The 24,705-nt window shown below is 44.6% G+C and carries 21 protein-coding genes; 16 read left to right on the forward strand and 5 right to left on the reverse strand.

Annotated features, from left to right (window positions below; genetic code table 11):
* Positions 1-149: 149 nt before the first annotated feature.
* Both rplI and QUB68_RS22035 read right to left on the reverse strand, forming a co-directional pair.
* Positions 150-608, reverse strand: a complete 459-nt coding sequence (gene rplI, locus QUB68_RS22030) for a 50S ribosomal protein L9 (RefSeq protein WP_332996434.1) — start codon at positions 606-608, stop codon at positions 150-152.
* 369 nt (positions 609-977) lie between these two features.
* Positions 978-5,645, reverse strand: a complete 4,668-nt coding sequence (locus QUB68_RS22035) for a PAS domain S-box protein (protein WP_442923114.1) — start codon at positions 5,643-5,645, stop codon at positions 978-980.
* 478 nt (positions 5,646-6,123) lie between these two features.
* On the opposite strand from QUB68_RS22035, the gene QUB68_RS22040 reads away from it, so the two are divergent.
* Positions 6,124-6,963, forward strand: a complete 840-nt coding sequence (locus QUB68_RS22040) for a glycosyltransferase family 8 protein (protein ID WP_332996438.1) — start codon at positions 6,124-6,126, stop codon at positions 6,961-6,963.
* Positions 6,964-6,965: 2 nt separating this feature from the next.
* On the opposite strand, the gene gloB is transcribed toward QUB68_RS22040, so the two are convergent.
* A complete protein-coding gene (gene gloB / locus QUB68_RS22045; protein WP_332996440.1) occupies positions 6,966-7,739 on the reverse strand; it encodes a hydroxyacylglutathione hydrolase in 774 nt (257 codons plus the stop codon).
* Between the two features lie 218 nt (positions 7,740-7,957).
* Here gloB and QUB68_RS22050 point away from each other — a divergent pair, with 218 nt between their 5' ends.
* The 15 genes from QUB68_RS22050 to QUB68_RS22120 all read left to right on the forward strand — a co-directional run bounded on the left by QUB68_RS22050 (position 7,958) and on the right by QUB68_RS22120 (position 22,889).
* Positions 7,958-8,161 carry a hypothetical protein gene (locus QUB68_RS22050; protein WP_332996442.1) on the forward strand — a complete coding sequence of 68 codons (204 nt, stop codon included), beginning with the start codon at positions 7,958-7,960 and terminating at the stop codon, positions 8,159-8,161.
* A gap of 202 nt (positions 8,162-8,363) precedes the next feature.
* Positions 8,364-9,365, forward strand: a complete 1,002-nt coding sequence (galE, locus tag QUB68_RS22055) for a UDP-glucose 4-epimerase GalE (protein ID WP_332996444.1) — start codon at positions 8,364-8,366, stop codon at positions 9,363-9,365.
* Positions 9,366-9,410: 45 nt separating this feature from the next.
* A complete protein-coding gene (locus tag QUB68_RS22060; protein ID WP_332996446.1) occupies positions 9,411-10,334 on the forward strand; it encodes an alpha-1,2-fucosyltransferase in 924 nt (307 codons plus the stop codon).
* A 113-nt stretch (positions 10,335-10,447) separates the two neighbouring features.
* A complete protein-coding gene (locus QUB68_RS22065) occupies positions 10,448-11,479 on the forward strand; it encodes a glycosyltransferase (RefSeq protein ID WP_332996448.1) in 1,032 nt (343 codons plus the stop codon).
* Positions 11,480-11,481: 2 nt separating this feature from the next.
* Entirely contained in the window at positions 11,482-12,411 is a 930-nt protein-coding gene (locus QUB68_RS22070; protein ID WP_332996450.1) for a beta-1,6-N-acetylglucosaminyltransferase, read from the forward strand.
* Positions 12,411-13,241: a hypothetical protein gene (locus tag QUB68_RS22075; RefSeq protein ID WP_332996452.1), complete on the forward strand. Its 831-nt coding sequence runs from the start codon at positions 12,411-12,413 to the stop codon at positions 13,239-13,241. Before QUB68_RS22070 ends, QUB68_RS22075 begins: the two co-directional genes overlap by 1 nt.
* Before the next feature lie 61 nt (positions 13,242-13,302).
* Complete coding sequence (locus QUB68_RS22080; protein ID WP_332996454.1) at positions 13,303-14,100, forward strand: class I SAM-dependent methyltransferase; 798 nt, start codon at positions 13,303-13,305, stop codon at positions 14,098-14,100.
* 13 nt (positions 14,101-14,113) lie between these two features.
* Positions 14,114-15,271 (forward strand): glycosyltransferase family 4 protein, encoded by a 1,158-nt coding sequence (locus tag QUB68_RS22085; RefSeq protein WP_332996456.1) that lies wholly within the window; start codon positions 14,114-14,116, stop codon positions 15,269-15,271.
* A gap of 86 nt (positions 15,272-15,357) precedes the next feature.
* Positions 15,358-17,361, forward strand: coding sequence for an ABC transporter ATP-binding protein (locus QUB68_RS22090; protein ID WP_332996459.1), 2,004 nt, complete (start codon positions 15,358-15,360; stop codon positions 17,359-17,361).
* An 18-nt stretch (positions 17,362-17,379) separates the two neighbouring features.
* Positions 17,380-18,579: a glycosyltransferase family 4 protein gene (locus QUB68_RS22095; RefSeq protein WP_332996461.1), complete on the forward strand. Its 1,200-nt coding sequence runs from the start codon at positions 17,380-17,382 to the stop codon at positions 18,577-18,579.
* Positions 18,580-18,698: 119 nt separating this feature from the next.
* Positions 18,699-19,649: a glycosyltransferase family 10 domain-containing protein gene (locus tag QUB68_RS22100; protein WP_332996463.1), complete on the forward strand. Its 951-nt coding sequence runs from the start codon at positions 18,699-18,701 to the stop codon at positions 19,647-19,649.
* Between the two features lie 109 nt (positions 19,650-19,758).
* The gene (locus QUB68_RS22105; protein WP_332996465.1) at positions 19,759-20,730 is read left to right on the forward strand and encodes an Npun_R2821/Npun_R2822 family protein; all 972 of its coding nucleotides are present in this window, start codon (positions 19,759-19,761) and stop codon (positions 20,728-20,730) included.
* Entirely contained in the window at positions 20,730-21,602 is an 873-nt protein-coding gene (locus QUB68_RS22110) for an Npun_R2821/Npun_R2822 family protein (protein WP_332996466.1), read from the forward strand. The genes QUB68_RS22105 and QUB68_RS22110 overlap by 1 nt, the downstream gene beginning before the upstream one ends.
* A 12-nt stretch (positions 21,603-21,614) precedes the next feature.
* Positions 21,615-21,860 (forward strand): hypothetical protein, encoded by a 246-nt coding sequence (locus QUB68_RS22115; RefSeq protein ID WP_332996468.1) that lies wholly within the window; start codon positions 21,615-21,617, stop codon positions 21,858-21,860.
* Positions 21,861-21,866: 6 nt separating this feature from the next.
* Positions 21,867-22,889: an Npun_R2821/Npun_R2822 family protein gene (locus QUB68_RS22120; protein ID WP_332996470.1), complete on the forward strand. Its 1,023-nt coding sequence runs from the start codon at positions 21,867-21,869 to the stop codon at positions 22,887-22,889.
* Positions 22,890-22,892: 3 nt separating this feature from the next.
* Here QUB68_RS22120 and QUB68_RS22125 read toward each other — a convergent pair whose 3' ends face one another.
* Together QUB68_RS22125 and QUB68_RS22130 are read right to left on the reverse strand one after the other, a co-directional pair.
* Positions 22,893-23,843, reverse strand: coding sequence for an NAD-dependent epimerase/dehydratase family protein (locus QUB68_RS22125; RefSeq protein ID WP_332996474.1), 951 nt, complete (start codon positions 23,841-23,843; stop codon positions 22,893-22,895).
* Positions 23,844-24,031: 188 nt separating this feature from the next.
* Complete coding sequence (locus tag QUB68_RS22130; RefSeq protein ID WP_332996476.1) at positions 24,032-24,406, reverse strand: hypothetical protein; 375 nt, start codon at positions 24,404-24,406, stop codon at positions 24,032-24,034.
* Positions 24,407-24,705 lie beyond the last annotated feature (299 nt).

Raw genomic sequence — 24,705 nt, forward strand, 5'->3', positions numbered from 1 at the left:
AATGCCCAATGCCCAATGCCCAATGCCCAATGCCCAATGCCCAATGCCCAATGCCCAATGCCCAATGCCCAATGCCCAATGCCCAATGCCCAATGCCCAATGCCCAATGCCCAATTCCCAATGCCCAATGCCCAATTCCCAATGCCCAATTACATCGGGATAACTTGAAGATCGACTGTAGCGGTAACATCTGCGTGCAGTTTGATTTCAGCTTTGTATGTACCAGTACCGCGAATTTCGGGTAGGGTGATGCCGCGTCGATCGACTTCTTGACTGGTAGAGTTGAAAATCAGCTCTGCTACTTCTTGGTTGGTGACAGTACCAAAAATCGCGTCTCCTTCGCCGACTTGCTTGGAGATGATGAAAGGCCCGGCTGCTTCCAGGGCGGTTTTGCGGACTTCAGCTTGCTGCTTGAGCTCTAGCTGGCGCAGTCTTTCTTCTTCTCTGCGGCGCGCTGCTTGCTTGAGAATGCCTGGAGTGGCTTTAAATCCCATTCCTTGGGGTACTAGGTAGTTGCGGGCGTAGCCTGGGGCTACTTCTACTACGTCGCCAGCTTTGCCGAGTTTGCTGACATCTTTGTTTAGAACTAATTGGACGCGCTTGGCCATGATCTTTGCTTGTGGGTTTTAACTGCAACTTTCTATAATAGCGAAGTTTGTGTGGCGATCGCAAGGGAGAAGGAAGAAGGTTCGGCAACGGATTTTGTAACGGATTTAACGGATTTAACCCTCCGAAAGTGTCAGCAACCAGGTTAAACGTAGTTTCAGTCTACTGTCTGACGATTAGGGCCTCGATCCCCCCTAGCCCCCCGAAAGCAAGGGGGGGACAAGAAGCGCTCAAAGTCCCCCTTTTTAAGGGGGATTTAGGGGGATCTGGACTCGGATAAAAGCGAGATTTTTCTATAGTTTCAGGCGATTGTTGACACTAATGCTCACTACGAACCTGATTAAGAAGGACTGAAGTCCGATCGATCGAACCTACGATCGATCTTTTGCCCGATCGCCGATCGCACGCACTACAGTTGCAACTAACTCACTCGGATCGATCGGCTTCGATAAGTGTTTGTCAAATCCGGCTTGCAAAACTTGGCGCTCGTTCGCTTCTCCAGCATAGGCCGTTACGGCGATCGCCACCAACTCCCGAGCCTGCGGTGCAAGCTGAGTGCGGATGCTATGGATCAGCATATATCCGTCCATCTCCGGCATTCCGATGTCGCTGACGAGCAAATCCGGTGCAGTTTGGGCGATCGACAGCAACGCCTCAGCAGCAGATGACAGGGAAATCACCTCCGCACCCGATTCCTGTAGCACGAAGGCGACAAAATCTCGCGAGTCCGGCTCATCATCTACTACCAAAATTCTCAATCCAGCGAGCGGCAAAGATGAAATATCGGGACTCAGAGACGAATTGACGACTGCCTCCTCCTGCCTGCTAGAATCATCATTTAATAGTGGCAATCTCACCGTAAACGTCGCTCCTAGACCTTCTCCGGGGCTTTCTGCAAACACGGTTCCGCCGTGAAGTTCGATCAGTTGGCGGACGATCGCCAATCCTAATCCCAAGCCGCCAAATTTGCGAGTAGTCGCGCCGTCTTCTTGTCGAAAATGCTCAAAAACATAGGGCAAGAAATCGGGAACAATGCCTTTACCCGTATCTGCGACTTGAATTTGAACTTCGTGTTCAATTTGTGTTAATCTAACTTCAACTCGACCGTTTTCGGGCGTGAATTTCACCGCGTTTGATAACAAATTCCACACTATTTGCTGCAAGCGACCTGTATCGCCGACAACTTGCCCGACCTGGGGAGTTAAGATTGTTTGAATTTGAATTTTCTTGGTTTCGGCTGATAATTGCACGGTTTCCAAAGCAGATAAGATAATGGTTGCGACATTCACCGGAGCGACGGTTAATCTGAGTTTTCCTTGCAGAATCCGAGACACGTCGAGCAAGTCTTCGATTAGTTGAGATTGCAGTCGGGCGTTGCGCTCGATCGTCTCGTAGGCTTTGGTGGTTTTAGCGGCGCTCAGCTTGCCGCCTCGCAGCAGTTGCGACCAGCCTAAAATCGGATTTAAGGGCGATCGCAACTCGTGAGAAAGCACCGCCAGAAACTCGTCTTTAATCCGGTTAGCTCGCTCGGCTTCGGCACGCGCCGTTTGTTCCAATTGCAGAACCATATCGCGCTCGGTTTCCACTTGTTTGCGCTCTGTAATGTCGATCGCAGAACCGATAAAACCCTCAAATTGTCCGCTTTCAGTAAATCTGGGAGCAGCCGCATCCAGCACCCAGGAATATCGGCCATCCTTGCGCCCCACGCGAAATTCCGTGCTGTAAGCTTCGTGGCGTTCATTGGCCCTCAAAAATACATTCATGGCCTGTTCTCGGTCTTCTGGATGCACTGCGTTTATCCAACCAAATCCCAAAGCTGTTTCCTGAGTTTGACCTGTAAATTCATACCAGTTGTCGCTCCAGAAAGTGCAGTAGCCTGTGGAGTCTGTTACCCAGACCATAAATGGAGCGTTGTTTGCCATATAGCGGAATCGTGCTTCGCTCTCAAGCAGCGCTGCTTCTGATTGTTTGCGTTCTGTGATATCCCGACAGACAATCACTCCGCCTGTCATTTCGTTGCTAGTATCAACCACCGGATAACCGCTGATACTGATCCAGCGATCTTCGGAATTTTCGCGGCGGACAAATACCCCTACATCATTGACATATTCACCTTTGATTGCTCTGGCTAGAGGTAGTTCATTGTCGGGGAAAAGGGTTTTTTGGTCTGCCAAAAATAGTCCGTAGGTGCTCGACCATTCCTCAGAGGATTTTTCATTCGTTAGCTGACCGAACATTTTCACCGCTGCTTGGTTAAACAGCACAAACTCCCCTTGTTGGTTGGCGAGAATCAAACCGTCACCAATACTGTCAATAATTACTTGGAGTAACTTAGTTTGTTCTTGCAGCGCGACTTCGGATCGTTTGCGATTTGTGATGTCGTTGGAAATGCCAATCAAGCCGATGACTTCTCCCGCTTCATTGCGGTAGGGAGCTTTCATTCCCAGGAATGTCCGAATGCCATCGGGAGATTCTTCGACTACTTCTGTTTGGCCAGATTCCATAATCCGCCGATCGTTTTCCGAGACGACGGCTCCCAGTTCAGCTATTGGGTATAAATCGCGATCGCGCCGGCCAATTACTTCAGCAGCAGGTTTTCCCAGTGCCTCAAGCGTGGCTGGATTGGCATAAATAATACATCCTTCTCGATCTTTGACAAAAATTGGCGTGGGCGCTGACTCGTTAATCACGTTCAAAATTGCATTTTTTTGCCGCAGTTCTTCTTCAGTGCGTTTGCGATCGCTAATATCGCTCCAATAAGCCGTAAGTCCTTCGGCTGCTGGATAGGCGCTGACTTCTATATACATTTGGAGCGACGGCGAAAACTCTTCAAACTTGACAGAAACTTGCTCGTTAACGACTCGATGAAATTCTTGATATAGCATCGAATTGGATTCTGACTCGGCGGAGAATAGCTCCCAGATTGATCGACCTAACAAGTCGTTTCTCGATCGACCGAGCAGTCTTTCAGCAGCGCTATTAACGTAGGTATAGCGCCATTGTGCGTCGATCGCGATAAAGGCATCGGTAATACTTTCGATAATATTGCTGACTTGTTGTTTGGCCTCCGTCAGGGCGAGTTCAGCGTTTTTGCGATCGGTGATTCCTTCGCAAAAAATCATGATCCCGCCAATCTCACCGCTGTTGGTTCGCCAAGGGTGAATTTCCCAGCGCAGCCACTTGATCGAGCCATCAGCGCGGAGCAACGGATCTTCTTTGCACATTTCGACTGCTCCCGCCAGACAGCGCTGGTGGATTTGTTTTAAACGATCGGGTAAATTGGGAAAGATGTCGTAATGCGATCGACCTAAAACGTTTTGAGCGCCGAGCCCGTAATTTGCCAGCCAGCGATCGCTCACCAGCATATACCGCATCTGGCGGTCAAACATCGCCACCCCCACAGGCGAATGTTTGACGAATAGCCGCATTTGCTCGGACTGTTGCAGCAGGAGATTTTGTGCCTGTTTGCGATCGGTGATTTCTTGGAAAAGTATGGCGACTTTGCGGCTGTGCGGCTCAGGAGTGCGGAAGGCCGAAACCTCAAACCAGCGGTTCATCACTTCCGAGACGTGTTCAAAGCGCACTGGTTCCCCTGTCAGCACGACTTTGCCGTACATCTCAAACCAATAATCTTCGAGTCCTGGAATGAGCTCTAGCGCCGTTTTCCCCGCCGCTTCTACGAGTCCGGTTTGTCTCTCGAAGGCCGGATTGACTTCCAAAAAGCGGTAATTTATCGGCTTTTCGTTGTCGTCAAACAGCATTTCGATGACGCAAAAACCTTCGTCTAGGGACTCAAACAAAGTCCGGTAGCGTTCCTCGGAGTCGCGCAAAGCTGCTTCTGCTTGTTTGCGATCGGTAATTTCGTACACTGTCACATTCACGCCCAGCACGCGATCGTCCTCGGCTTTGAGCGGATAGAGACTCAACAGCCAATCGCGTTCTACTCCAGGCTGTGCCGAGTTTTCCCCGTGAATTTCGAGCTGTTCGAGGGGAACTTTCGTGGCAATAACTTGTCGGTAAAGCGGCTCTAAATCATCTGCTTGTTGTGATAAGATTTCGCGCAATGTTTTACCGATGTGAGCGGCGGCTGGAACTCCATTAATTTCTGCGAGGCGCGAGTTGATGCGGACAAATCGCAAGTCGGTATCAATAAAGCAAAGTCCGATCGGCGCGCTAGCATAAATCGCCTCGATTTCTGCTAGTTGTTGGTGTGCCGCTTGCGCTTGGGCGATCACAGCAGCCCGATCGGCTTTGTGTTCGGTGACATCTTGAAAATAAACGGCAAGTCCCGATGCGATCGGATAAGCTCGTACCGCATACCAACTATTCAGCGGCGGATAAAAAGATTCAAAACTAACTGTAACTTGCTCCCTGGCGCAGCGCAGGTATTCCTGCTCGAACAAACTGCCCGCAGATTCGGGAAACTCTTCCCAAACGCTGTTGCCAATCAAATCGGACGGGAGTCGATTCAGCCACCGCGCCGCTTGGGAATTAACGTAGGTAAATCGCCAGTCTCGATCCAAAGCAAAGAAGCCGTCGGAAATACTTTCGAGGGTGTCTGACAGTTGTGTAGCGGGCGCGTGAGTGACTGCTTGTGGCTGAGGTTGAGCGATCGCCGTGAAGGTGGTAACTACAGCGTAGGGAGTCGATCGATCTCCCTGAAATAAAGGTTGAGAATTCAGCTTCAACCAAATCAATTCTCCCTGCGGCTGATAGAATCCCATGATGATATTTGAGCATGGCTGCCCGGTTTGCAGCGTCACCATCGCCGGATGCGTCTCCCCGGGAAAATCCGAGCCATCTTCGCGCACAGTTTGCCACGGGCAGTTTATTGAAGAGTTGCCCTGCATCTGTTCTGCTGTCATCCCCAAGAGTTCCTGGGCGCGAGGATTGCAGCCCTGAATGCTGCCGTCTGCCAATTGCAGAACCATCCCTAAATCTGTTGGCAATAACGCGTTTGGATACAGCGCTTTGTTAGAATCCGTTGACACAGAGGGGTCGATTTGCGGTTGGGGTTCAGTATTGCCTGGATTTTGCATCAGTTTCTAACAACGGTCGTTTTAATTGTGGTCTAGGCGATCGCGCTCATCAATAATTATAAGGAGATCGTAAGTCAGGAGAACTTTTGATGTCAGCAGGGCGACAATTCATACTTCAGGGGGATGTCAATTGTCCTAAAGGAATGTAAATTTCTTGAGTGTTTATTTTATACCAGAGTCCGACTTCTTCACCAGTTGCCAGATGCAGCAAAGATGAGGCAATTTTCTGGCTGTTTCAACTCAGAGATCGGTCTCACCTGCTAGGGTGAGCCCCTCGAACTTGCGCGCAGGTAACTAGAAACCCGGTTTCTTGAGAGCCACCTGAGCGACGGTTGTGGCACGGTTATCTTCGTCTGGGCGGTTAATTGGCGATCGGTTTTTATCCCCATCTATGACCCCCTACTTGCCACCGTACTAGCATTTTTGCTAGGTTTGAGTCGGCGCCTTTGACTTTTATTACTTTCACAATATTAATTCAATGCACCTATTCATGGCCGGCGATCGCAACTACATTCTGGGATTGGCAGCACTGCTCAAATCTATAGATCTCAATGTTACCAAATCTGGGGAACACCAGGTAAAAATTAGCATTGTCTGTAGCGGGATAGACGCACAGCAAAAGGAACGGTTACAGAATTGCTGCAAATACGAGATTGACTGGCAAGAATTTCAATCTAATTATGACAAACTTCTGTCACTGTTTGGTTCTAAACTTAGTTACGTGAGATTGGAGCCGGGAAAATATACCCAAGCAACAGAAAGGCTGATTTGGCTCGACACGGACACGATTGTGCTGGGAAGCTTAGAGCCGCTGTGGAATTTAGATTTGGAAACAATGCCGATCGCCGCCGCAGCTAATGTCTGGGGAAATCCCAACAATTCTCTAGATCGAAATCCTTATTTCAATGCTGGCGTTTTAGTTTACAACATGAAGCTGTGGGAGCAAGAGCAACTTTCCGAAAAGCTGCTCCAAAATTCTCATGCAAATCTTTGGGGCGATCACGATCAGGGTGCATTAAATTCAGTGTTAGCCGGAAGGTGGAAGCAATTAGATCGAATGTGGAACAACGACAATACAGAAGATATGTCAACTAAAGTGATGCACTTTATGTCGAAACCGAAACCGTGGGAAAGCTCTACTCCCAATCAATTATGGCTGGATATGTTGTCTCTGACACCGTTTAAGGACGAAATGCCAAAGATTCAAAATAACTCTGATTGGCTGTCGAGCTTTCAGCAAAAATACAGAAGGTTAGAGCCGTGGTTGAGGGAGCCGACAATCAAGTTTAAGAGTTACCTGAAGAAGCAAAAACATTAAGATCAAAATCGATCTTTCATGCCGCGCAATCGAGCGAAGGTTTGGACTGGATCGCTGGTGTTGGCGGCTGATTGGAGGTTGGGAAAATCCCAGCGCAAAAATGGGTTTGTGCTTTTTTCCAGGCCGATCGATGATGGTACTGTAGGTTGCTGGAGGCTGCGGGCTGCTTTGACTTCGCCCCAGCGCCGCTGCAAATCGAGATTGTCGCTGTCTACGCCGATCGCAAATTCCAAGTTTTTCTGCGTGTATTCGTGGGCGCACCAAACTCTGGTATTGTCCGGCAAGTTTCGCAATTGTTCGAGGGAGGCTACCATTTGAGCGGGAGTGCCTTCAAACAGTCTGCCGCAGCCTCCGGCAAATAAAGTGTCGCCGCAGAACAGTTCGCCGGTTTCCCCTGGGTTGCTGGGCGGGAAATAGTAGGCTATGTGAGCTTTTGTGTGGCCGGGTACGAACAAGATGGAGGCGGTTCTGCCAGCAAATTCAACTCGATCGCCCCCGTGTAAAAATACTTGTTGTCCGGGAATTCTGCCTCGGTCTTCGGCGCCGCCGTAAACTTTAAGTTGGGGATAGCGAGCGATCAGTTGCTGGTTGCCGCCTACGTGGTCGCTGTGGTGGTGCGTGTTGAAAATTGCTGTCAATTCGGCTCCGAGCGATCGCACTTGCTGCAAGACCGGTTCTGCTTGGGCTGGATCGACGACTGCTGCTATGTTGCGATCGGCGTCGTGCAGCAAAAAAATGTAATTGTCCGACAGTACCGGAATCCGATAAACCTGCATCGAAAAATGCCTCTCTAGCAAAAATATTATACACTTGAATTAGGGTCAACGGTATCCCAAAGCACAACGCTGAATTCTCAACTCCGCGCATCTATCTTTGGATGTAAAACTCTCAGACATTTCTGCTGTTGAACAAATTGGTGGCGGTGGTATGCACCATTTTGGGGTCAACAACTGCCATCGAGTTTGACTATTGTGACACAAGTGCGATCGAATAAATGCGAACATCTCAAAACAAATCCAACTTAACAATTTCTCAAATGGTCGAGCGGATTGTAGCGTCTGGCAAGATTGCTCGCCGCGAACATTTAGTTTTGACCTCGACCATCCTGTCTGATGATAAAATTTCCGAAGAGGATCGACATCAAATCAATCGGATATTTGATTATATCCAAATTGGTCGCCTCAAGTTTATCGATTGAACTTTTCAGTTGACAGTTGACAGTTGACAGTTGACAGTTGACAGTTGACAGTTGACAGCACTTAATCTGGAAGTCCGAGGATTGAAGCAATGAATAGTCTTCTTTTAATTTCTTCCTCAAAGGGTTCCGGCTTTAAACCAATTCTTTGTGGTAAATTTACAATATAATCGACAGTTGCAGTGACAAAACAACCCCGAATAAAATGAGTACAGAAAAACCAACTATTTTGGTGACGGGCGGAGCAGGATATATTGGATCTCACGCAGTATTAGCGCTAAAAAACGCGGGTTACGGCGTGGTAATTTTAGATAATTTAGTGTACGGGCACCGAGATTTAGTAGAGCAGGTTTTGCAGGTAGAGTTGGTAGTTGGCGATACCAACGATCGCGCTCTGCTCGACAACCTGTTCGCCAGCCACGATATTGCTGCGGTAATGCACTTTTCGGCTTACGCTTACGTGGGCGAATCTGTTACCGATCCAGCCAAATATTACCGCAACAACGTCATCGGCACTATTACACTTTTAGAAGCGATGATGACTGCTGGCGTGCAAAAATTTGTGTTTTCTTCTACTTGCGCGACCTATGGCGTACCTGAGCAAATCCCGCTCACAGAAAACCACCCACAAAATCCGATCAATCCCTACGGTGCTACTAAGTTAATGGTAGAACGGATTTTATCGGATTTTGACGCTGCTTACAATTTTAAGTCTGTTTGTTTCCGCTATTTTAACGCGGCTGGAGCCGATCCGAACGGGTTGTTGGGAGAGGATCACAATCCAGAAACTCACCTGATTCCATTGGTGTTGTTAGCTGCTTTGGGGAAACGAGATTCGATCGCAATTTTTGGCACGGATTACGATACTCCAGACGGTACTTGCATCCGCGATTACATCCACGTCAACGATTTGGCGTCGGCTCACATTTTGGGATTGGAATATTTGCTCAATGGCGGCAAATCTGATTTCTTTAATTTAGGTAACGGCGGCGGATTTTCGGTGAAAGAGGTGATCGAAACGGCTCGCCAAGTGACGGGAAAAGAGATAAAGGCCGTTGAGTGCGATCGGCGTCCGGGAGACCCGCCTGCTTTAGTTGGCAGCAGCGAGAAAGCCATCAAAACCTTGGGTTGGTCTCCAGAATATCCCGACATTAAGGATATTCTAACTCACGCTTGGCACTGGCACAAAAAACGCCATCACGCTTAGTCTTGAGGGTGCGCGCATTACGCGCACCTTAATTTAACAAAAAATATGTTAATCATCTCTGCCAAATCGGGACAACTCGGCAACAGACTGCTGCTGTTCGCTAATTTCATCGCTTGGGCGATCGAGCATAACTTGACTGTAATCAATCCGGCGTTTGAGGAATATGCAGAATACTTTACAGGAACTGCGAAAGATTTATTGTGCTGTTATCCTCCGCCATATTTTACCGCACCTGGCAACAAATTTATCAGGAGTAAATATTATAAGTTTATCAAGTATTTAAGCAATAAGCAAGTATTAAAAATCCAAGAAATTAGCCGAGAAAAACCTTTTAGTTGGAGCAAATATCAAGCCAGCCAACAAATCAAGCCCGGTTCAAATGTTTGTTTTCAAGGCTGGCTATTTCGAGATGGCTGGTTTGTCGAAGATACGCCCCAGTTGTGCAAGTACGCCGACCAAATTCGAGCGTACTTGACGCCATTACCGCGATATACAACTCATCCAGACAATCTGATTTCAAATATCAAAAACAGCGCCGACACAATCGTCGGAATTCACATCCGTCAAGGAGATTACGCGCAGCACCAAAACGGGAGATACTTTTATACAATCGACCAATATATCGAGGTGATGAACGCAATCGCTCAGCTATTTTCACGAAATAATATTAAATTTTTAATTTGTTCTAATCTCCAGCAAGAACCGAGTTTATTTAAAAGTTTTAACTGTGTTTTTGGTAGCGGTGATTTAATCGAAGATATTTATGTTTTGTCAAAGTGCGACTATATTGTCGGGCCGCCTAGCAGTTATACGATGTGGGCTGCTTTTTACGGGGAAAAACCTCTTTACATGATTAGAGATGTCGGCAAAACAATTAACATAAAAGATTTTGTGCAGTTTTATGATTGGCAAGAATTTTTTAATTATCGAGATAACTGGAACGAGAGTTTTTGGGATTGGACGCAGTGAAGGAAGTAAAATAGAATATAGCTAGTTTTCAATCGCATGAAATACCGTAGGGACACGGCACTGCCGTGTCCTGCCCCCTTGATAAATAAGTGCCCAATTGCAGGGTGGATGGAATGAATGAGAGTTTACCACCGATTTATTTTTATATTCCTAAAAGCCAGTGGCCTGTGGGAGATTTGCCGCAAAGTCCTGAGGAATACTGGCAGTGGATGAGTTTTTGGGGCAGCAGGTACGGCCGAGGAAAGTATGATTGGACTCTGCAAACTTATCTTTATTTGAAAGCGGACGGATTGCCGTGTCAATTAATAGATTTTATGCCGGATGAAGGCATCGTGGTATCCCATCGAGATTTTTTATCCGATAATTTACAACCTCTGCCAAATTTGCTGATTGTTTGTATTAAAGTAGATAGAGAACCTCACCCTTATGCTCAGTTGCAATTGGTACAGAACGATCGCGATCCGCTATTTAGTCGATCGCCCAATTTATGGCATTGTCATCCGCTCAAATTTTGGCTGCAACCCGGGTTGATTCCCCGCGACCCCAGCCGGGGCGAAATCTTTGAAAAAGCGGCTTTCTTCGGCGTTGCAGGAACTCTAGCACCCCAATTGCAAGCACCTTGTTGGGCAGAAAAACTCGGCGCTTTGGGTTTGGGCTGGGAAGTCGTGGCGTGCGATCGCTGGCACGATTACAGTAAAGTAGATGTCATCGTGGCTGTTCGCAGTTTTGAGGCTGCACAGACTTTTGACTCGAAACCTGCCTCGAAATTGATTAACGCTTGGCATACAGGCATTCCCGCTGTTCTGGGACGCGAATCTGCATACCGCAGCGAACGCCAAAGTGCACTCGATTACATCGAAGTAGCTTCGCCAGAGGAGGCAATTGCTGCTGTTGAGATGCTGCGGGGCGATCGAAATTTGCGGCGGGCAATGATCGAAAATGGTAGAATCAGAGCGCAGGAAACAGGAAATCCCCAGATTACTTGGCAGTGGCGCAATTTTTTGACAAACGTAGCTGTTCCTGCTTATTACCGCTGGTGTACCGCGTCAATTTGGCAGCAGCAAATATTTTTAACCCGCCGCTATCTAATTTTGAAAGCAAACCGCCTACAAAGTCGCATGAATCAATTTGTCTCTGAGAAATAGCCGTGAAAATTTGCTATTTTATCCAAACCCATCAAAATCCCCAACAAATTTATCGCCTGATTCGCACCATCAAAAAATCGAGTCCTAATTCTCAAATTCTGATAAATCATAATTTTAACAGGTGCGATTTAGACTTAAATCCGCTGCAAGATTTGTCAGATATTCATTTATTGAAAAATCAAAAACATTTAATTCGCGGTGATTTTTCTTGTCAAGTTCAACCCTATTTAAATGCTGTCAACTGGTTGTTTGCAAATAATTCTGATTTTGACTGGCTGATTAATTTGACCGGCCAAGATTATCCGACTCAACCGCTATCAAAAACCGAGGATTTTCTCGCGAAAACTGACGCGGATGGTTTTATCCGGTATTGGGATGTTTTGGCTGAGGGAATACCTTGGGACAAACAGAAGGGATTCAAGCGGTATTATTGCCGTTACTGGCGAATTCCTGGGCGCTGGAGTTACAGTTTTTTGAAAGAGTTTCAGCAATTGCGGGCGGTAAAAACATTGACTCCGCTGCAATTTTACCTGACTTACGGCCCGCTGGTGGGGATACCGCGCCGATCGCCCTTATTTAGCGATCGGTTTATTTGCTACGGCGGCTGGGCGTGGTATACTCTTTCTAGAAAGTGCGTTGCATATATCAAAAATTTTGTGAATAATCGCCCAGATTTTGTGGATTACTACCAAAAAACAGTAGTTCCCGAAGAGTCTTTCGTGCAGACTATCTTGGTCAACAATCAAAACTTAAATTTAGTGAATGACGACAAACGTTATATTGATTATACCAATGCAGTCGCAGGTTCGCCCAGAATGCTGACCGTGCAAGATTATGCGACAATTACTAACGGCAACTTTCACTTTGCGCGCAAATTTGACATGAAACAAGATGCGGAAATTCTGGACAAGCTAGATTCTTTAATTTTTTGATGAAATTAGAAAGCAAGGGATTTATCACTATTTTAACCGGTCTTTACTCGTTCCAAGATTGCATCCATTTTCTGGCTTCTGTCAGGAAGTTTCACAGGGAACCAATTATTATTTTAATCGATAGAGTACCTCAAATTTTATATCCTTTACTTCAGGTATTTGGAAATGTCATATTGAAACCTGCACCCTCTCACGAAAATCCTGTTTTAGCGTCGCGGCAAGCTAAGCTGGCTTTGTACGGGGAATCTGTGTTTGACAAGACTATTTATATGGATTGCGATATTTGTTTGCTGTCGCCAATAGATGAGGTTTTCGACTATCTTGACGAGGTGGATTTGTTGGTGACGGAAGATGTGCAGCCAGCGATTGCTAAAGCAGCCAATTTATTAAGAGTTAAGCAAGATATTCTGTCAACTTTGCAGTCTGTCGGATTGCCGCTAAACGAAAATAGCATTCAATACAATGGCGGATTTATCGCTTTTACGAAAAGTAGTAAAAATTACGAATTTTTCCAAAATTTCCAGAAATATTTCGAGATAGTAGTTGCCCATCAAAATGTGCTACTGTTGAAAGATCAAGGTGCTTTTGCTGCTGCTGTTGAATCAGTCAAACCGAAAATGAAAACTTTATCCCCTGTTTACAACTATTTGGATAAGTGGAAAGATGTTTATGCGGCTACCGACAAACCGATTAAAGTCATGCACTGCACTTATCCCTACCGCCCGCAGTACGCAAAGAACGTCACGCGATCGCTTTTTACTCGAATAGTCGATCGCACCGCTAAAATATTTTTACCAAATCAAATTAATAACCCCTGGCGCTTAAAATAAAAAGACGGCGGTTTCAACCGGTCTCCTACATTTATCTAATGTTTATTTGTACTTAGCTGCCGTGCAACATTATAGCAAAGAATTATATCAATACTTGCAAAAAACCTCCCAAGAATCAGCCAAAGAAATCATTCCGATTCTTTGGGAATTCGTGCAGCCAAAGCGAGTAATTGATGTCGGTTGTGGCACAGGTACTTGGCTGTCAGCATTCCAAGAATACGGCGTTACAGATATCTTGGGAATCGACGGTGATTGGGTTGACCCACAAATGTTAGAAATCCCCGCTGCCAACTTTTTAGCATTAGATTTAACCCAACCTTTGCCGATTGAACAACAATTTGATTTAGTAATTTCCTTAGAAGTGGCCGAACACTTACCCTCTGAATGCGCCCGGGTATTTGTAGAGTCTTTAGTGAAGCTAGGCCCAGTTATTTTATTCTCTGCCGCCGTACCATTTCAAGGGGGAACAAATCACGTAAACGAACAGTGGCCAGACTATTGGGCGAAACTCTTTCAAGCGCAAGGATATGTGGCGATTGACTGCGTGAGAAGTAAAATATGGCAAAACGAGCGAGTTAAATGGTACTACGCCCAGAATATACTTATATTTGCCAAAGTGGAATATTTAACAACAAATCCAGTTTTACAAAAAGCAGCCGAGAGAACTAACGTCTTTCAGCTTTCCTTAATTCATCCAGAGCTTTATTTGCGAACTGCGTCAGCAGCAACCAAATTAAGACAAGAAATCACAGATGCTTTAGCCTTAAAAGATCCGAGGATTTCCCTGAAAAAAGTATTTTTTGCTTTGCTAACCTTGACAAAAGCTCGATTAAGTAGGAGAATAAAGCAACTTTTTTAATAAAAATTGCCAAGTGAAAGTTTCATTAGTGGTGAGCGATTTGTCGGGAGGAGGTGCAATTCGTGCTTTTCTCCTAGCTCAAGTCCTGATCGAGCTTAATTATGACGTTGAAGTTATAGGATTTCTGTTTGGCAAGGAATTGTATGCTATTCCTCCCAGAGGCATCCCGCTACGTGCAATACCGGGGAGAAACTATCCGGGGTTTTTGCTGGATGCTCAAAAAGTTTTGAAAAACATAGATGGGGATATTATTTATGCGGTAAAACCTAAACCTACAAGCTTTGGTTTATCTTTGCTAAAAAAACTAGATACTCGCCGCCCTCTCATTTTAGATATAGATGACTGGGAACTTAGCTGGTTCGGTGGAGATGAATGGAAATATAGTCCTTCTTTTAAACAACTTTATCGAGATATTTTCAAACAAAATGGTCAGTTGAGAAAACCAGATCATCCGCTATATGTCAAGTGGATGGAAAGTTTAGTTTCTCGCGCTGATGCCGTCACCGTCGATACTGAGTTTTTGAAACAGCGTTTTGGTGGTGTATATTTGCCTAATGGCAAGGATACTGAAATGTTCGACCCTGCTAAATACAATCCTGAATTGAGCAGACAGCGTTATGGCTTGTCTGGGTATAGAGTTTTGATGTTTCCCGGGGCGCCGCGACCTCACAAAGGTGTTGAGGATGTTTTGATGGCCCTGGAACAGTTAAATGAGCCAGATTTAAAATTAGCGATCGTCGGCGGAAGTCCTTATGATGATTATGATGATAAACTTGTGAAACAATGGGGGCGTTGGATTGTTAAACTGCCAAAGTTTCCTGTCGAGACGATGCCTGAAGTTGTGGCGGCGGCTCACGTTGTCGTTGTTCCTCAGCGAGAGACTCTCACAGCGGTGGCTCAGTTTCCGCTCAAGCTGACAGATGGCATGGCAATGGCTAAGCCTGTTTTGTCTACGCGAGTGGGGGATATTCCAGCAATTTTAGGGGGAACCGGTTATTTAGTCGAGCCGAGTTCTCCTGCTCAAATTTCCCAAAAAATTCAATGGATATTTCAACATTTGCCATCGGCAAATTTGCAAGGAATGAAAGCTCGGGAAAGATGCGTGAAAAAATATAGCATTCAAGCAATGGCACCGATACTTTCAGATATAATTGCAGGTATATTGATGTGACATTTAAGCGACTGAATGGAGAAAGAAAAACTGGCTGTAATTAAAGAATATTTTGAGATGCCGTACTGTTTAGCTGGGAATGCTTCATGTCTGCCAATAAGCTACTCCTAAAATTTGCCAGACGATATCCCGGCAGGATTCTGTCAACTGTGATGCTGGGCTTTTCTGGGGCTTTATTCAGCGGTATCAGCACTACTCTGATTGTACCAGTGCTTTTAAGTTTTTTGGGTGAAGCTATCGAGCTGCGCGGCGCTCCACCTCTAATTAAAACTTTGATGTATCCCTTTGAGGGAATGCCCCAAAATCAGCGTTTGATGTTGATGACAGGGGCGATTGTTCTCACAATTATTTTGAAAAATATTGCGAGTTATATCAATACTTTAGTAGCTACTTCTCTGACACGCTCTCTGACTTTTGATTTGCGAGAAGCAGGTTTGCGGTTGTTGTTAGAAGTAGATTTAGATTTTTACTCTAAAACTAAAGTCGGGGATTTAATTAATAGATTGGGCGGAGAAATTAGCCGGACTGCTGGTGCAGTTGGTACGGCGACTGGAATGTTTACTACCTCAATCACCGTTTTGGTGTTTGTGGGCTTGCTGCTTTCTATTTCGTGGAAACTGACGGTGACAGCTACAGTTCTGCTAGCGTTAGTTGCTTGGACAAATCAATATATTATTAACCGTTCCAAGTATTTTGGTCATCTGCTTTCTGAAATGTCGAAAGATTATTCGGTTAGGGTGCTCGAAACCATGACTGGGATTCGGCTGGTCAAGTCAACAGGGAACGAGGAAAGGGAATATCAGCGGATCAAGCATTTGATTCAAAGGCGAGAACAAGCGGATTTTCAGGCTCAGGTAAACTATGCGGCAATTGCCCCAATTAACGAAGTTGTTAATTTGATAGTTATTATTTTGATTGTTTTTATAGGTCGCACAATATTTGCAAATGAAATCGAGTCTATTTCTACTGTTTTGCTGACCTATTTATTGGTACTTTTTCGATTGATTCCTTTGATTTCTCAGTTGAACAGCGGGCGCAGTCAATTTGCAAATACGTCGGCTAGTGTAGAGGTGGTCAATGATTTTTTGAGCTGCGATGATAAGCCGTTTATGCTGAACGGTTCTGTGCCATACACTCATTTGCGATCGGGAATTCATTTTAATAAAGTATCTTTTAGTTATCCGAATCACAAAACTTTAGTTCTGCAAGGAATTGATTTATTTCTACCTCACGGCACTACTTTGGCTTTGGTAGGAACTTCGGGTTCTGGTAAGTCAACATTGGCAGATTTACTGCCGAGATTTTACGATCCTACTGAAGGTTACATCTCAATCGATGGTATAGATTTGCGCGAATTTGAGCTGAAAAGTCTCCGAAAAGCGATGGGTATTGTTAGCCAGGATACGTTTTTGTTTAATGCTTCAGTGCGCGAAAATATTGCTTATGCTAGGCCCCAAGCGACTGAGGAAGAAATTGTGGAAGCGGCGAAGGGGGCGAATGCTTATGAGTTTATTGAACTGTTGCCGGAGGGGTTGGATACTCAAATTGGCGATCGCGGTGTGATATTATCGGGAGGGCAGCGTCAGAGAATTTCCATTGCTAGAGCTTTGCTGCAAAACCCGGAAATCTTAATTTTAGATGAGGCTACGAGTTCGCTGGATACGGTTTCGGAAAGATACGTGCAATCGGCGATCGAGAAACTGAGTTGCGATCGCACAACCTTAGTGATCGCCCACCGCCTCTCCACAGTCCAAAAAGCCGATAAAATCGCCGTGATCGATCGCGGACAAGTAGTAGAAATTGGCTCCCACGAAGAATTGCTCGCAAAAGGAGGTTACTACACTCGCTTGTATTCAGTGCAGTTTGCCGAAGAAACCGCCCGCGATGAAGCTTTAATTAGAGGTTCTTACGAAATTCGCACTCGCCTGACTCCGATGATAGCTTACCTGAAATTGCTAGTAGATGAAATGGTAGATTCTCCCGAAGAAAGAGATGAGCTAATCAGAGAATCATATCACTCGGCTGCTAATATTTTCAAGACTTTAGAATTTATAGAAACTACGATTAAGCGTCAGACAGTTAACAAGTAGAAAATCAGTTAAAAATTCATGTCTAAATATTATGTATTTTTTACCAGAAACGTTTTACCGCAACCCAATGTAGCCAGCTTAGTTCAAGTTACGCACTCTGCCAATGCTGCCGCCAATCTCGGTTATCCAGCAGTTTTGGTATACCTCCGCAAAGGCTGGAGTGCTTTGAATCCGGTTGATTGGCTTTTTCCTTTTCGACCAAGAAAACCGGACGATCAACTTGCCAAAATCTACAATCTTCAGGACAAGTTAAGAGTAGCAGATTTGCCCGTACCGTGGCCGATAGATTTTTGGGACAGCAAATGGACGAGTGCGAGTACAATAGTTTGCAAATACTATTTACCGATTCACCTGCTTAAATCCACTAAAATCGTGCACACCCGCGACTGGAATTTTGTCAAAGCTGCCATTAAAAATGGAATTCCCGCTATCTACGAACAACACCACCACGAAGATAAGAAATTTGAGCCAGAAATCGTTCGCAATCCTCTATTTCAAATTGCAGTAACTGTTGCAGATACTGTGCGACACAGCATGATTCAACATGGGATGCCGCCGGAAAAAGTAATTATGCTGCACAATGGTTTTAACCAGTTGTTTCTGGCGAGACAAACAGCAGCAGCCCAGAATTGGCGGCAGCAATTATTAGCAGGTGACAGACAGCATTTAGCCGTGTATGCGGGCGGACTTTACCCGTTTAAAGGCGTGGATATGCTGGTGGATGTGGCGCAGGAGTTGCCGGAAGTTCAATTTGCGATCGCGGGTGGCAACAAATCGCAAGTAACAGCCTACCAGCAGTTAGCCAAAGACAAGCAAGTTAACAACATTAATTTTCTCGGCTACCTGCCTCAAAATCAACTAGCCAGCTTGTTGCAAGCAGCGGATGTTTTGACTCACCCTCACTGTTTGACAGAGGCCGCGACGTTCACATCTCCTTTGAAGTTCTTTGATTATATGGCATCGGGAACTGCAATTGTAGTGACGGAGATTCCATCTTTAATGGAATTCAAATCGGGAAATATCGCAGCAATTTGGTGCGAACCGGATAACCCATATAAGTTCGCGCAAAGCATTCGAGATAGTTTAACCAAATATCCCAGGAAAATCGAAGGTTATGCACAAACATTAGATTTTGTCAAGCAGTTTTCGTGGGAAAATAGAATTGAGAAAATTTTGGGTTATGTGGATGCGGATGTGCGATCGCAAATGATGAATTAGTCCTATTCCAATAATTTTAAAATCCCGTAGGGGCGGGTTTTACCAACAATCATCGCCTCAAATAAATCATCTCATAAACCCGCCCAGCCCACACGCGAAAACCAGATTTATTATTAGATATGAACCCAAAAATCATCGGCACAATCACCACCTACCCCGGCATGAATCAAAGCGATTGGCTGTGGCAACAAACCCCTCACAACTTTGGGAAATGGGGCAACATTCAAATGCTCGCCAACCACCCAGAACCCGACTTTTTACTCATGTATCAATTCGACTTTCCCCGACAGCCCAAACAGCAGTCATGGCTCGACAAAATACGCCAATATAGGCATCACAACCCAGAAAATGATATTCAAACAAAATTCCGTAACGTCCCCAAAGAACGGATTATTTACCTAATAAGAGAACCGCCTTTAGCAGAAGTAATTGAGATTACGAAAGCCAACTACGAACAAGCAAAACTTGATTGCGGTTACGTTTCCGGCCCTGACGATTTTGCACCCAACCCCGATTATATGCCCGCGATTTGGTATCACTCTAACTCATTTCGAGAACTCAACGAAATGCCACCACCAAATAAAACTAAATTCTGTTCTTGGATAACTTCAGGCGTTAGCCGCACAACCAATCATCGGCGCAGATTAAATTTTATCAAATTGCTGCAACAACAAGAATTAGATTTTGACCTTTACGGGCGAAACTTGCCAACTTGGGCGCAGGGAAACGGCACGGTTAACAATAAATGGCACGCCCTCGCGCCTTACTATTACAATTTGGCTATTGAGAATTATGCAGAAAATGATTGGTATGTCAGCGAAAAACTTTGGGATGCTTTGTTAGCTTGGTGTTTGCCGATTTATTACGGCGGTGCGGCGGCGGATAAGTTGTTGCCGGCGGGAAGTTTTTTGCGCTTGCCTAGTTTGGATGAGAAGGGAGTAGAATTTATTAAAGAAGTAATTGCTACGCCGGATTATTGGCTGGAAGCGAGGCAGAAAATTGCCGAAGCTAGGCAAATCATTCTCCACGAATTAAACCTGCTGAATTGGCTGTCCAATTTTGTATCTTAGGAAAAAGTTAAAATTTTGGTTCGTAGTGAGGACTTTAGTCCTTCTTTGATTGAGGCGGACTAAAGTCCTCACTACGAACCTTTTATTAGGGTCATTTGGTGGAGATAATATGAATGGAATTTGCACGCTAGCCAATGATACGGTTTCCGATCAATTAATTGCTTTACTTAACAGTATTGAAGTAATTTTAGGTTCAAATATTCCTGTTTGTATTTATCCTTTTGATGAGGATGTGCAGCAAATTCAAGCTGAAATAGCTCGGCGTCCTAATGTTTTTATGTATGAAGATATCGCGTCAATTCAGCGATGGGATAAATTTATGGAGGCAGCCGCGCCTGAACGCTTGAATCGCCAAAAGTTTCGGCTTTATGGCGCACACCGTCGTTTTTGCGCTTTCGATGGGCCTTTTGAAAAGTTTATTTATATGGATGCGGATACTTTAGCTATGAACTCGCTTGATGCGGTTTTTGATAAGTTAAATGAATCCGATTTTGTGGTTTATGATTTCCAATTTACCGCTCCAACTAAAGTATACAATTTTTTGTCTCCGAAACTGCTACAAATATTCGACCAAAATCGCATAAATTCAGAAATCTTTTGTTCGGGTTTTTACGGTAGCAAGCAAGGACTTTTTGAGCGCGATACTAGAGAATGGCTGTTATCTCAACTGCAATCGGGCGAGGCGGAAATTCTCTATGCAGGTGCGGGAGAACAGCCGTTGCTCAATTATATGGTGATGAAAACGGGGATGAATAGCTATAATTTTGCTTACAGTCTCCCGGATGGCGAAAAAACTGGGTGCAGCGTCACTTCCAAACATTTCCAAGCACGAGATAACATTTTGTATGATAAGGGAAATCGGCTGACTTATATTCATTATATTGGGGTGCAGCCGGATTTGATTCGGAGGGTTTGTGCTGGTGAAAATATTGAGTTTCCCTATCGCGATTTGTTCCTGCACTATCGCTATCTGCGGGAACCGTCCAAGCGGCCGATTTTTACGGAACCGCTAATGTCTTATGCTGATATTTCTTCGCTTAATTTGCTACAAAGAGTGTTGAGAAGGTTGAGGATAAGTTGATGAATCGTGGTATTTATATTGTTGCTAATGATAAGGTGATCGAAAGTGCGATCGCCCTTGCATCCAGCATACGTCTGTACAATTGTCAAGTACCAATTTTTTTAATCCCGTTTGACGACAATTATCAGCAAGTAGCGGCCGCACTCAGCAGCATCTACGGGGTGCAATTGTTCCCAAATCTGGGGTTTGTCGAACAGTTTACCAGAGAAATTGGCCAAACGTTCGATCGTACTTTTTTAGCCCTTCCCAACAAAATGCGGAAACTCTGCGCGTGGTTTGGCCCCCTCGACGAATTTCTGTACATCGATACAGACATCATCGTTTTTGAAGACATCGCAGCCAACTTAAACAAACTCTCAGAAGTAGACTTTTTTTGCTGCGACTATCACCACCTCAGCGAAAAACTGCGAAATATATTTTCACCTGTGGTAAAAGAACAAAATATCTTTACAGACTCACAACTTCAAGATGTATTCAACAGCGGTTTCTGGGCTTCGAGAAAAGGAACTATTACAGAATCGCAAATGTATGAAATTTTGCGAGAATGTTCCCAACATCGAGAATATTTTGACTTTACTCAAAATGTTACCGACCAACCTATACTCAATTATATGATTCTCAAGTTAATTCCCAAGCGCTGCAATCTTGTTAAAAGTTCAGCAGCAGAACCTGGAAGCTGGGCGGGTTCTCAACATTTTGAAGAAATAGATTATGTGCTTTATGACGGAGGGAAAAGGTTAAAATATATTCACTGGGCTGGGATACCAATTAAATCTGGTAGTCCTTATTGGAAACTTTGGCAACATTATCGTTATTTGCATGAGGAAAAACCTAATTTAATGCAAAGAATCTTTCGGGCTTTCAGTAGGTGAGAATAAACTGATATGTTGTATAATCAACAAGCTTTTAGGAACAGGCAAGATGCCTGTTCCACAATTAATAATTTTGATGGTTTTGAGCTCAAACCAGCTTTTAGGAACAGGCAAGATGCCTGTTCCACAATTAATAATTTTGATAGTTTTGAGCTCAAACCAGCTTTTAGGAACAGGCAAGATGCCTGTTCCACAATTAATAATTTTTCTTGTGGTGTGGGCATCTTGCCCGCACCTAAACAGTTACTTATTAACTAAAAAACTATGACTGATGGCATTTATATTCTGGGAAACGATGTGGTTTTTGACCACTTAGTCGCTTTATTGAACAGTCTCGAAGTCAACGGGGCGAAAAATATTCCTGTTTGCATCATTCCATACAATGATAACTTGCAAAAAGTGCGAGTAGAAATTGCCTCGCGAACCAATGTCACCCTGTTTGAAAATACCGATTCAATCCAATTCTGGGAAGACTTCGCGACTCAAGCTTGGACATCTCACCAAAAAGCTCAAAAAGTTTGCCAAGCAAAAGGTTGGCCGCCAGTTCGCTGTTTGGGAATGCACCGAAAATTTTGCTGTTTTGACGGCTCTTTTGACAAGTTTGTCTATTTTGATGCGGACACTCTGTCAATGGGTTCTCTCGATTACATCTATCAAAAACTCGATGAATTTGATTGGGTAGTCAACGATTTTCAATACAAATCAGACTTCAATTATGTGTTTGATTTATCATCGGAAAAACTCGCCGAAATTTTCAATCTTGAACGACTCGACTCTCAGATTTTTTGTGCGGGTTGGTTTGCTTCAAAAAAAAATATTTTAAATCGCCATAACTCAACCGAACTCTTAAACAAATTGACTTCGGGAGAAGCAGAAATTATGTCATGGCGGGGAGCAGACCAACCTTTATTTAACTATTTAGTCGCCCGCAGCCCTATCTCTTTTTATAACTTTGCTTATCATCAACCTGCACGAGTAACGGGCAATCATTGGTCTTCTCAATTTGATGTGATAGACTATGTTCTGTACGACAAAGGACGGCGGCTGACTTATTTGCACTACATGAGTATTGCGGCGGCAAAGTTTACTCGATTGTGTGCTGGCGAAGATGTTGATATTCCCTACCGAGACGTATTTCTGCACTACCGCTATTTGCATTCGCCGGAAACACAGCCAAAACTCGCGTCTCCAAATTTGCTGGTTCGCTTGCAGAGATATCTCAAAAGTTGGGCAATTCAAAAGTTTAATAATGTTCGATTGAAGTTGCGAAATTTCTGGGATAGATAATTTTTAACTGTACAAAGACTGAATCCACTCCCATTCACGCCTTAAACCTTGTTCTAAAGTAACTTGCGGCTGATAACCTAAGATTTGCTTGGCTTTAGAGACATCAGCGCTAGTGTGGCGCGCGTCTCCCCTGGCGGCTGCTGCAAAATTAATCCGAATTGGTCGATCGACAATCCTCTGTATTGTATCAACAACTTCCTTCAAAACTACCCGACTGCCGCCACCAATATTAAAAACTTCCCCCGCCGCTTCAGCAACCTCAGCCGCCGCTAGATTTGCCGCCACGCAATCGCTGATAAACGTAAAATCGCGGGTTTGCAATCCGTCGCCAAAAATTGAAATCGCCTCGTCAAACAAAATCGCCTTAAAAAACTTGTGAAAAGCCATATCGGGGCGCTGTCTCGGCCCGTAAACGGTAAAATAGCGCAGCGAAGTAGTCGGAATACCAAAATTTTTGTAATAAAGTCCGCACAAACGTTCGCCCGCTAACTTCGTAATTCCGTAGGGAGAAACAGGCTGCGGACAAGCATTTTCACTCGTAGGGAAAGCTTCAGCATTACCGTAAATTGAAGACGAAGAAGCATAGACAAACTTTTGTAAATTCGGCGCATCTTTTGCCGCTTCTAACAATACTTGAGTGGCGTTAATATTGCGTTCCGTATAACTGCGGAAACCGTCTCCCCAACTGGCGCGGACTCCCGCTTGCGCCGCCTGGTGAAAAATTACTTCTGTATCGGATAAAAGCACTCGCCAATTCAATGATAAAATATCACCCTCAATCAAGTCAAAACCGGGATATTTTTCTAATTGTGCAATATTCTTTCGCTTCAAAGCCGGATCGTAGTAATCGTTGAACTCGTCAACGCCTATTACCTTGTCCCCTCGATTTAACAGAGTTTCTACTAGATTAGAACCAATAAATCCTGCTGCACCCGTAACAATAAAATTACCCATTCGATTTGATATTTAAGATTTGATATTAGAATTTATCTACAGAAATTATTGCCTAAGTTGTGAGTCTCTTCTTTCTCTTCCTCTGTGTTCTCTGCGCCCTCTGCGGTTCAAAAAACCTCAAATTAAGAGCGTCTATGAGAAATATCAACCCCCCTTGTTTGTCAGAAAAGAGGGTTGATACTTAACTCTCATCCTTCAAAAGAATCCAGATCCAGCGCTTGGGAACCTCCGCGTTCTAGCTCGATCAAAAGCTTGCCTAGCTGAGTCCAAACCAGCCAGGCCGTTAGTAGCGTCAGGGGCAAAGCTAGAGCATAGGAAAGTAATTTTGGGAAGCCGAAAATCTCCATCCCTGAAGCTAAAAATATGCAAATTCCCCCGGCCATTCCCAGAAAAGGTAACTGCAATTGTAGACCTTTTAGGTTTGACAAAGTACGACTAGAACGATTTTTAGACCAGAGTTGCACGGCTTGTTTTAGCGTTGCTTCAAAGGCTAAGCCGGAGGCCATACCTGCTAATAATCCAGCAGTCATTAAAAAATAGGGAGGTTCTGGAAAATAATACACGAATAATTCCTTAATTTTTGGGTAATTGAAAAGTCAGTAGTCAGTGGTCAGTAGTCAGTAGTCATTGGTCATTAGTCATTAGTCGTTAGTCGTTAGTCATTAGTCATTAGTCGTTAGTCCTTAGTCCTTAGTCCTTAGTTAGTAGTTAGCAGTCAGAAGGAATTTTCGCCTGTGCTTTCTGCCTTTGGAAATCCTCGTATCCGGGACTTCCCTGTGGTCAAGAAAGGTAATTGGTAATTAGTAATTATCTTTTGACCAATGACCAATGACCAATGACTAATGACCAATGACTAATGACT

Origin of the sequence: Microcoleus sp. A006_D1 (genome assembly GCF_036702805.1) — a bacterium.
Classification (GTDB): Bacteria; Cyanobacteriota; Cyanobacteriia; order Cyanobacteriales; family Microcoleaceae; genus Microcoleus.